The sequence below is a fragment of the Ruminococcus sporogenes genome (assembly GCF_054655175.1).
Window position 1 is genome coordinate 1 of the sequence record NZ_BAAHOA010000034.1, and the last position, 894, is coordinate 894.

Sequence of the window (894 nt, forward strand, 5' to 3'; positions counted from 1 at the left end):
ATTGACAAAAGAGTAAGGAGGTGATATAATAATAAAGCTGTCGAACGAGAGAGAGCGAAGTCGGAAAATTTTTTTCTCCCAAAAGGTATTGACAAGAGAGAGAAGAAGTGATATAATAGACGAGCGCTCAAAGGAAGCGAGAGAGCGAAGGTATCTTGAAAATTGAACAATGCTAAGAAAAAACAAAACCCTTGTAAATTCTGTATTAATTGAGAGATTAATACAAGAGTAAAAACACAAGCGAAAGAATTGCGAGCAATCGTAATGAAACGGGAGATAGTAAATACCGGAAGGTATTTAATATACAAACTTAATAAAGAGTTTGATCCTGGCTCAGGACGAACGCTGGCGGCACGCCTAACACATGCAAGTCGAACGGACTTAAAAGAGCTTGCTTTTTTAAGTTAGTGGCGGACGGGTGAGTAACACGTGAGCAACCTGCCTCTGAGAGGGGGATAGCTTCTGGAAACGGATGGTAATACCCCATAAAATATAAATATCGCATGATAGATATATCAAAGAAATTCGCTCAGAGATGGGCTCGCGTCTGATTAGATAGTTGGTGAGGTAACGGCTCACCAAGTCGACGATCAGTAGCCGGACTGAGAGGTTGAACGGCCACATTGGGACTGAGACACGGCCCAGACTCCTACGGGAGGCAGCAGTGGGGAATATTGCACAATGGAGGGAACTCTGATGCAGCGATGCCGCGTGGAGGAAGAAGGTTTTCGGATTGTAAACTCCTTTTATCAGGGACGATAATGACGGTACCTGAAGAAAAAGCTCCGGCTAACTACGTGCCAGCAGCCGCGGTAATACGTAGGGAGCGAGCGTTGTCCGGAATTACTGGGTGTAAAGGGAGCGTAGGCGGGATAGCAAGTCAGATGTGAAAAC

Annotated in this window: 1 rRNA gene; it reads left to right on the forward strand. The window is 45.0% G+C overall.

The annotated features are described in order from the left end of the window. Positions 1–310 precede the first annotated feature (310 nt). Positions 311–894: ribosomal RNA gene (locus ACYQ0N_RS15315) — 16S ribosomal RNA — on the forward strand; the annotation flags it as partial.